The organism is Candidatus Synechococcus spongiarum SH4 (assembly GCF_000586015.1).
GTDB lineage: Bacteria > Cyanobacteriota > Cyanobacteriia > PCC-6307 > Cyanobiaceae > Synechococcus_B > Synechococcus_B spongiarum_F.
Genome location: NZ_JENA01000061.1, coordinates 1 through 8195, shown reverse-complemented (window position 1 = coordinate 8195; position 8195 = coordinate 1). Strand labels below are relative to the sequence as shown.

Below are 8195 nucleotides of genomic sequence, written 5' to 3'. Positions count from 1 at the left end.
TGATATCGGCTTTCAAGGCTTGGAAAGCCACTGCGCCAATGCTGACCAGGGAAATCACCAGGGCGGTGATGATGGGACTGGCAACCGCAGGTTCCCCCCACTGCCGCCACCGCTCAACTGCGGAAACACCTGCTGTGGGCGGGGGCGGGACCTGGGATTTGGTTGCTGGCGTACCGGATGTCACTGCACTGCACCGGAACCTGTGGACTACAGGGTAACCCCCTCAGGTGGTCAGGACCGAGGGGAACCGCTGGATGAAGATGAATAGGGCTCGGAGGGCAGGGTGGGGAACAGCCGCTCCCCAGTGTAGCCGGAAGCATCCGCCAGTTCCTCCGGATTCTTGATCCCCGCCGTGAGCAACGCCCCATCCACTTCCCACGTGGGATAGGACTCAATGTTCTTCTCCTGGCAAAGCTGGGGCTGGGCGTTGTAGCCGTCCCGGGCACACTCCACGATGGCCAGTTCCTTGGCGGCCTGTCTGCCGAACAACTCCTTCTGCACGCGGCAGGCGGGGCACCAGTAGGCGGTGTAGACAACGGCGCCGGTGGCGTTGAGGTGCCGGGCCAGGGCAACCTGGGCCTCGTTACTGGGGGTGGTGATGGCGGGTGGATGGCGGCCGTCGCGGTTGGCCACTTGGCGATCAGGGTGACTGGCCTGGATCCAGGCAAAGGAGGCCACCGCCGCCACCAGGGTAATAATCAACGCCCGAAACACCTGGGCGCCCACGTCGTCCCAACTGTGGCCCAACATGGCGAGCAAAAACAACAGCACCGAGAGGATGGCCGAGAGCAGGCAGAAGAAGCAGAAGGCCTGAATCACCGCCACCATCAACACCACCAGGCTGAGGCTGAACACAGCCATGGCCAGGCACAGGGGCATGAGCAACGGCCAGGTGGCGCGGTTGAGTTGCCAGCGGCTTTGCTTGGGGGCCAACAGGGGCGCCACCGCCAACGCCAGCACCGCGCCATAGGCCAGAAAGCCGAACAGGGCCAAGGGTTGTCCCAGAACAGTGGCCCAGGGGCTGTTGAGTACGTGGCGCACCCGTCCCCCGTGACGGGGCAGGCCAGTTCCGGCACAATCTGCCAGCGCTTGAGGGTGATGAGGCCTGTGTCAACCGCCCCGATTGAAGCCAGAACAGCCATCGCCAGACGGGGCCACCGGTCGATGGACTCCTCGTTGCGGTTGCGCCGGATCAGATGTGAACTGCCCATGCAAGCACTGCGCGTTCCATCCATCTTAGCGCCAAGAGGGACAGGTGAATGGCACAATGGCGGTCAGGTCGCTTTTCCCCAGCCCCGCACCTTGATGACCAAGCAATCACCCACCCGTTGCCAACAGGCAGCCCTGCTGTTCGCTGGCGTTAGCTGCAGCATCCTGGCCTTCGGCAGTTGGTCCCCCGAGGCCTCTGCCCACCCCCACATCATTCCCCATACCCATGGGGAGACCGCATCCGGCCAATCGACTCGCCCGTTTGCCAATTCAGCCCTGTGGCTGGCCGGGTTGGGCTGTGCCGCGTTGGCTGTTCCCGCAGTCCGTTATTTGAAAGCTCAAGCGCGATCTCAAGGGTGAAACCGGCTCCGCAACCGGGCAACCCGCTGGGGATCCACCGGATTGCCCGGTTGGCCGTCCCGCTTCAGCGCCGAGGCCACGATCACCCCGTCACACAGGGGACCCAGGTGGTCTGCGGTGGCTGGCCCAAAGCCGCTGCCGATGAGCACAGGGGCTCCCCTGGCGGCATGGCGGGCTTGAGCAGGATCTCCGGCTCCGCTGGAGTTCCGGTGCTATCTCCTGACACGATCACCCCATCCGCGCCGCCCCGCTCCAGGGTGTCCTGCACCGCCATGGACGCCGGCAAGGGGGTCAGGGGCAAGGCGTGCTTCACCAGCACGTCCGCCAGCACAGCCACATGGTCGGCAGCCAGCAGACGTCGCTGCCGCAGAAGCCGGGCAGCGCACCCCTGGATCAGCCCCTGGTCCGTCACCATGGCCCCGCTCAGAACGTTCACCCGGATAAACCGGGCCCCGCTGGCCACCGCCACAGCCATGGCGGCAGCGCCGTCGTTGCGCAGCACGTTGATGCCCACCGGCAGGGGAACTGCCCGCACCACGGCGGTGGCAATGCGCCCCATGGCGGCAACGGTCTCCGGTGGCGTCTGGTGGGGGAAAAAGGGGTGGTCGCCAAAGTTTTCCACCAGCACCGCAGTGGCGCCGCCACTGGCATAGGCCTGGGCATCCGCCAGGGCCCAGGCTTCCACCGCGTCCATGTCCCCTCCCCAGCCCGGGGACCCCGGCAACGGGGGCAGGTGGATCACGCCGATCAACGGCCGCTGCTCCCCGAAAAGCTGGCGCCAGCGGTCCATGGGTGGGTGATGGGGATCCATCGCTAAAGCGCCGACCGGGGTGAGGGATCATGATGGCAACACCACTCTGCCAGCCCCTTGCCCACTTCCCATCCCCTCCCCCTTGCCCCCGCCGCCACGAGCCGATCCCGGGGCCGGCGTCCCACAGTGGCCTTTGCCCATCTGGGCTGCGAGAAAAACCGGGTGGACAGCGAACACATGCTGGGGCTGCTGGATGCGGCCGGCTACGGGGTGAGCAGCGACGAGACCGCCGCCGACCTGGTGGTGGTGAACACCTGCAGCTTCATCCAGGAGGCGCGGCAGGAGTCGGTGAGCACCCTGGTGCGGCTGGCGGAGGAGGGGAAGCAGTTGATCATTGCCGGTTGTCTGGCTCAACACTTCCAGGCGGAACTGCTGGAGGCCCTGCCGGAAGCTCGGGCCGTGGTGGGCAGTGGCGATTATCAACACATCGTCTCCGTGCTGGAGCGGGTTGTGGCGGGGGAACGGGTCCAGCAGGTGAGCGCTGTGCCCACCTTTCTGGCGGATGAGCACGTGCCCCGCAAGCGCACCACCGCCAATGCCGTGGCCTATTTGAAGGTGGCGGAGGGCTGCGACTACCGCTGCGCCTTTTGCATCATTCCCCACCTGCGGGGCAACCAGCGCTCCCGCTCCATGGAATCCATCCGGGCCGAGGCGCAGCAGTTGGCGGAACAGGGGGTGCAGGAGTTGATCCTCATCAGCCAGATCACCACCAACTACGGCCGTGACCGCTACGGCAAGCCCATGCTGGCGGAGTTGTTGCGGATGCTGGGCGCCGTGGCGATTCCCTGGATCCGGGTCCACTACGCCTATCCCACCGGTCTGACGCCCCAGGTGCTGGCGGCGTTCCGGGAGACCCCAAACGTGCTGCCCTACCTGGATCTGCCCTTGCAACACAGCCACCCGGAGATTCTCAAGGCCATGAATCGCCCCTGGCAAGCGGACGTGAACGGGGCGCTGCTGGATCGTCTGCGCCGGCAATTACCGGATGCCGCCATCCGCACCACCCTCATCGTGGGATTCCCCGGGGAAACGGAAGCCCACTTCGCCCACCTGGAGGATTTTGTCCAGCAGCAACGGTTTGACCACGTGGGGGTGTTCGCCTTCTCCCCGGAGGAGGGCGCCCCTGCCGCAAGCCTGCCCAATCCCGTGCCCCAGGCCGTGGCCGAGGCGCGCCGGGACCGGCTCATGCAGCTTCAGCAACCCATTGCCCAGCAACGGAATCAGGCCTGGGTGGGGCGCGTTGCGCCCGTGTTGGTGGAGGAGGAAGATGCCGCCACCGGGGAAAAGCGTGGCCGTTGCAGCCGCTTTGCGCCGGAGGTGGACGGGGTGGTCCATCTGCAGGGGCCGGCCCGGGTGGGCAGCCTGGTGCAGGCCCGCATCACCGCCGCCCATCTCTACGACCTGGAAGCCGTCACGGTGGATCATGGCGGCCCTTGAGGGCAAGCTGGCCCGGCGCCCATGACCGTGAACCGTCCCTCCTGGTCTGAATTGATCCAGGTGTTCCTGCGCATCGGGCTGCTGGGCTTTGGCGGCCCCCAGGCCCACATGGCCATGATGGGGGATCAGGTGGTGCAGCAACGCCAGTGGGTGAGCCGCCAGGCTTTTGCCGAGGGATTGGCCCTGTGCGAGGCCCTGCCCGGCCCCGCCTCCAGCCAACTGGCCATGGCGCTGGGGTTGCATTGTCGCGGCGCCCTGAGGGGATTGGTGAGCGGATTCTGTTTTTTGCTTCCCGGGCTGGTGATTGTGCTGCTGCTCAGCGAGTTGTGGCGGCAGGGGCAGACTATGGCCGGCTTGACCACGGTGCTGGTGGTGGTCAAACCCGTTGTGGCGGCCGTGATCTGGGCTTTTGTGGGCAAGTTGCTGCGGCAACAGCGGCAGCCATGGCAGCGGACCATGGCCGTTTCCGTGGCCCTTGGGGGTCTCCTCCACCAGTTCAGCCCCCTGGTGTTGCCTGCCGGGTTGCTGCTGCTGGCGGCGGGAGTTGCCAACCGTTGGCGAACCGCCATGGGTGGAACCCTCTTGTTTTTGCCTGGCCTGGCCCCATGGGGGGCGGCGCTGGGGTGGGCGCAGGCGCCATGGTTCTGGCTGGCGCCGTTGGCGGGGGTGTTTCTCCAGGCGGGGTTGCTGGTGTTTGGCGGCGGGTTGGTGATTATCCCCCTGCTGCAGGATCAGGTGGTGGGGATGGGCTGGCTCAGCGGGCCCCAATTTCTGGAGGGGGTGGCCATTGGCCAGGTGTCTCCGGGGCCGGTGGCGCTCACCAGCGCGTTTGTGGGCTATCAGGTGGGTTGGGCTGCAGGTGGCGGCCCCACAACAGCCATGGCGGGGGCGCTGGTGGCCACGGCAGCCGTCTTCCTGCCCAGCGTCCTGTTCGTTCTGGTGGGCACACCGCTGCTGCAGCGCATTCGCCGTAGGCCGGGGGTTCAGCGCTTTCTGGCCGGTGTACTGGCGGGTGTTCCCGGCGCCGTGGCCGCCGCCGCCGTTCCCCTCACCCGCACCAGTCTGCAGGGGGAAGAGCTATTCATCAGCCCGGCCTTGCTGGCGCTGTTCTGCGCCGCCCTCATGCTGAACCGCTGGCTCAAGCCATCCCAACTGGTGCTGCTGGGGCTGGGACTGGGCCTGGCGGCGTCGCTTCTGCAGGGTGCGCTCTGAGATCAGATCAGCTTGATGCCCCGCAGCAGTTTGAACATCACCACGGCGCCGGCCAGGCCGCCGGCCACGAAGATCAGATAGAACGCAACGCCCACGTTGTGCCCACGGAAAATTCAGGCCCCACTCTAGGGGATGCTGTCCCAACCCATTCAATCCTGGACGTAATCACGGCCGCTCTCAAGACAGGCCTCGGCCCGCTGCAACTCACGGCCCAGATACAGGGCATGGTCCAGGCGGCTCACGGGACACGGATCCGCCTCTTCCACCAAGCGAATGCCCACTTCTTTGGCGGAACACCCCCGGTAGGTGGCCACAGGCTGACGGGGGTCCCCGTCACGACAGGCCAACACCTCCCCCGTCTCCGGATCCGCGGCAAGACCCTGATCGTTAATGATGTTGCTGTAGTGTTCAGCAACAATGTCGCCAGCATCCCGATCCAGAAAGATCAGAAAGTAGCCGGAAGGGTCAAGGGCAATTGCGCGGCGGGAGAGACGATCATCATGGCGCCGCCGCTGCTGGGGAGTCATGGCCATGGGGTAATTCTACACCCAGGGCGGTCCATCAGGAAGGCCGGTCAGGAATAAAGTGTAACGGCATCCGGGCATTCAAGCTGTTGATTTGTTCTCCCAAGCGGCGATTGCTTTCCGGGAGCCAGGCCCGCAACAGTTGATCCAGCGTGGGATCAAACCAACGGTGCAGGCAGGCAAACGGTTCCCCTTGAAAGCCCCGCCGCTGTTTGTGACTCCCCCCCGCGCCGGGATCAAATTGCTGGATTCCCTGGGCAATAGCCCAGGTGATCGGGGTGTAATAGCAGGTCTCAAAGTGGAGACCGTTCACCTCCACGTCACTACCCCAGTAACGACCCCACAATTGGCGACCGTTGCGTAGACAGAGGCTCATGGCCACCGGCATCAAGGGATCCCCCTCGTGGGCGCTGAACAGCACCAGGTGACGCCGGAGCCGTTGTTCCGCCAGTTGGAAAAAGTCTTCCGTCAGGTATTTGCTGCCCCAGGGACCCCAGCGGGCGCAGTGGGCGCTGTAGAAGCCGTGCATCCGCTGCAACATGCCTGGGGGAATCTCCTCTCCCGCCATGGGCGTGAGACTGATGCCCGCCCGGGCGACGGCGTTGCGCTCCCGCTTGATGTTGCGCCGTTGATTGGCGGTAAAGCGGGCCAAGTAATCCGTGAAATCGGCTTCGCCGGCCCGCCGCCATTCACTGCGCAGTTGAAGCCAAGTGGCGCAACCGGCCTGTTGGGCCAGCGCCGCCCAATCCGCCGCGGCATAGAGAAAGTTGGCGCTGAGAATGCCGTTGCGCCGGCACAGATCGTCCACCAGCTTGAGCATGCGTCGGGTCATGGCTTGCTGGTCTTCGCCGGGCGCCGTGAAGAAGCGATACCCCAGGGCAGGGGTGAGGGGACTCATGCCCAACAGCTTGGGGTAGTACTCCAGCCCCAGTTGCGCCGCCACCTGGGCAAACGCCTGGTCAAAGACAAACTCCCCGTAGCTGTGGGCCTTGAGATAGAGGGGCGCCACCGCAATCAACTCCTGGCGCCGCCAGAGGCTCAGGTGGCAACTCTGCCAGCCATGGCGGGGCGCGATGGCGCCGGAGATCTCCAGGCAATGGAGCCAGTCCCAGGAAAAGTGGGGCAGATCGTGGGGCGCCACCAGGGCCTGCCATGCGGGTTGTGGAATCTCGGCAATGGATCGATGCCAGCGGGCCTGTAAATCCGCCCCCATGAAGCCTGTTCCGTCGTGTGTACATTGTGACGCTCCTGCATGGATTGGGGATGGCCGGTCTTGAGGACACCAACTCCGCCCCGTCAGCCAGCGCCCGGCAGGGCTGGGGATCCTCCCTGGGTTTTGTGCTGGCGGCAGCGGGCAGCGCCGTTGGTCTGGGCAATCTCTGGGGGCTCACCTATCGGGTCGCCCTGGGTGGGGGCATGGCCTTTCTTGTGATGTACCTGGTGGCCGTTGTGGCGCTGGGCTTCCCGCTGTTGTTGGCGGAACTGGCGCTGGGGCGTCATACACGACGCTCACCGCTGCTGGCCACCGTGGCGGTGGGCGGCGGCGCCTGGCGGCCGCTGGGTTGGCTCTTTCCCCTGGTCAGCACCGTGATCCTCGGGTATTACGCCGTCATTACCGGCTGGGTGGCGCGGGCCTTGCTGGCGGTGCTCCAGGGCCGACTCCCCACGGACCAGGCCGGCGCCGACGCCTTCTTTCTCAAGCTGAGCCAGGGATGGGGCGAGGCCGTGGCCTACGGGCTGGTGTTGGCGCTGACCGCCGCCGTGGTGGCCACAGGGGTGCAACAGGGGATTGAGCGGCTGAGCCGCTGGTCCATGCCGGCCCTGTTGGTGCTGCTCACGGGGTTGGTGATCTGGTCCGCCTCCCTTGCGGACGCCCCGGCAAGGTATGAAGAGGCGCTGCTGCAATGGCGCTGGTCCGACTGGCTGGATTCCCGGATCCTGCGGCAAGCCTTCAGCCAGGCCTTCTTCTCCCTGGGGCTGGGCGCCGGCGCCATGGTGGCCTATGGGTCTCATCTCGGGCGGCGTGAGCCGCTGCCCCGGCAGGCGGCCATCGTCACGGCCCTGGACACGGGCGTCGGACTCATGGCGGTGCTCATCGTCGTCCCCTTGATGAGCGCCGGCGTGGCGGGGCAGCAGGGCGCCGCCGGCGCCGTGGGAACCCTCTTCGTGGCCATCCCCCTGGGCTTTGCCTCCCTGGGCGGCGCCGGTCCGCTCCTGATGGCGGCGTTCTTCTTTCTGGCCAGCCTTGCCGCCATCACCTCGGCCGTCGCCCTGCTGGAGGTGCCCGTCGCTGTGGCGATGGACCGCCTGGGCTGGGGGCGAGCAAGGACCGCCTGGAGCACCGCGGCGGTGGCGGCTCTTCTGGGACTGCCCGCTCTACTGCGTACGGATCTGCTGATGGCCAGCCATGACCTGTTTGGCGGGGTGGTGTTGATGGCCAGTGGGTTGTTGCTCAGCCTGCTGATGGGCTGGGGGCGCCCCGGCAATTGACGGAGGAACTGTCCCAGCTTCCGCCCCCCCTGCTGCGGGGGGTGCTGCTGAGCCTGCGCTGGCTGGCGCCTCTACTGCTTGGGGGCGTTCTTGCCCTGTCCTGCGTAGAGATGATTCAGCCGGGAATCTCTCTTCTTGGGATGTGATTGCTT

Annotated in this window: 11 protein-coding genes; 4 read left to right on the top strand and 7 right to left on the bottom strand. The window is 66.1% G+C overall.

Annotation, left to right across the window (positions count from 1 at the left end; genetic code table 11):
• Positions 1–184, bottom strand: a 184-nt coding sequence (locus BG35_RS13610) for a hypothetical protein (RefSeq protein WP_236619775.1), incomplete at its 3' end; no start/stop codon positions are given.
• Between the two features lie 47 nt (positions 185–231).
• Entirely contained in the window at positions 232–993 is a 762-nt protein-coding gene (locus BG35_RS10245) for a vitamin K epoxide reductase family protein (protein WP_236619774.1), read from the bottom strand.
• A 312-nt stretch (positions 994–1305) separates the two neighbouring features.
• Between BG35_RS10245 and BG35_RS0104290 the strand changes: the two genes are divergently transcribed.
• Positions 1306–1569 carry a hypothetical protein gene (locus BG35_RS0104290; protein WP_025781852.1) on the top strand — a complete coding sequence of 88 codons (264 nt, stop codon included), beginning with the start codon at positions 1306–1308 and terminating at the stop codon, positions 1567–1569.
• Here the strand turns inward: BG35_RS0104290 and BG35_RS13795 are convergent.
• Positions 1560–1718, bottom strand: a complete 159-nt coding sequence (locus BG35_RS13795; RefSeq protein WP_269087820.1) for a BtpA/SgcQ family protein — start codon at positions 1716–1718, stop codon at positions 1560–1562. The two genes, BG35_RS0104290 and BG35_RS13795, sit on opposite strands and share 10 nt — an antisense overlap.
• Complete coding sequence (locus BG35_RS10240) at positions 1652–2359, bottom strand: BtpA/SgcQ family protein (protein ID WP_269087819.1); 708 nt, start codon at positions 2357–2359, stop codon at positions 1652–1654. The genes BG35_RS13795 and BG35_RS10240 overlap by 67 nt, the downstream gene beginning before the upstream one ends.
• Positions 2360–2437: 78 nt before the next feature.
• Between BG35_RS10240 and rimO the strand changes: the two genes are divergently transcribed.
• A complete protein-coding gene (gene rimO / locus BG35_RS0104280; RefSeq protein ID WP_025781851.1) occupies positions 2438–3817 on the top strand; it encodes a 30S ribosomal protein S12 methylthiotransferase RimO in 1380 nt (459 codons plus the stop codon).
• Positions 3818–3838: 21 nt separating this feature from the next.
• Positions 3839–5029, top strand: a complete 1191-nt coding sequence (chrA, locus tag BG35_RS0104275; RefSeq protein WP_025781850.1) for a chromate efflux transporter — start codon at positions 3839–3841, stop codon at positions 5027–5029.
• A gap of 2 nt (positions 5030–5031) precedes the next feature.
• On the opposite strand, the gene petL is transcribed toward chrA, so the two are convergent.
• From petL to BG35_RS0104260, 3 genes are read right to left on the bottom strand one after another with little or no spacing between them, the layout of a single operon-like run.
• The gene (petL, locus tag BG35_RS0104270; RefSeq protein WP_025781849.1) at positions 5032–5124 is read right to left on the bottom strand and encodes a cytochrome b6-f complex subunit PetL; all 93 of its coding nucleotides are present in this window, start codon (positions 5122–5124) and stop codon (positions 5032–5034) included.
• Positions 5125–5178: 54 nt separating this feature from the next.
• Entirely contained in the window at positions 5179–5562 is a 384-nt protein-coding gene (locus tag BG35_RS0104265; RefSeq protein ID WP_025781847.1) for a DUF4346 domain-containing protein, read from the bottom strand.
• A gap of 28 nt (positions 5563–5590) precedes the next feature.
• Positions 5591–6766 (bottom strand): GNAT family N-acetyltransferase, encoded by a 1176-nt coding sequence (locus tag BG35_RS0104260; protein ID WP_025781846.1) that lies wholly within the window; start codon positions 6764–6766, stop codon positions 5591–5593.
• A 26-nt stretch (positions 6767–6792) separates the two neighbouring features.
• On the opposite strand from BG35_RS0104260, the gene BG35_RS10235 reads away from it, so the two are divergent.
• Positions 6793–8043 (top strand): sodium-dependent transporter, encoded by a 1251-nt coding sequence (locus BG35_RS10235; RefSeq protein WP_236619773.1) that lies wholly within the window; start codon positions 6793–6795, stop codon positions 8041–8043.
• Positions 8044–8195: the final 152 nt, after the last annotated feature.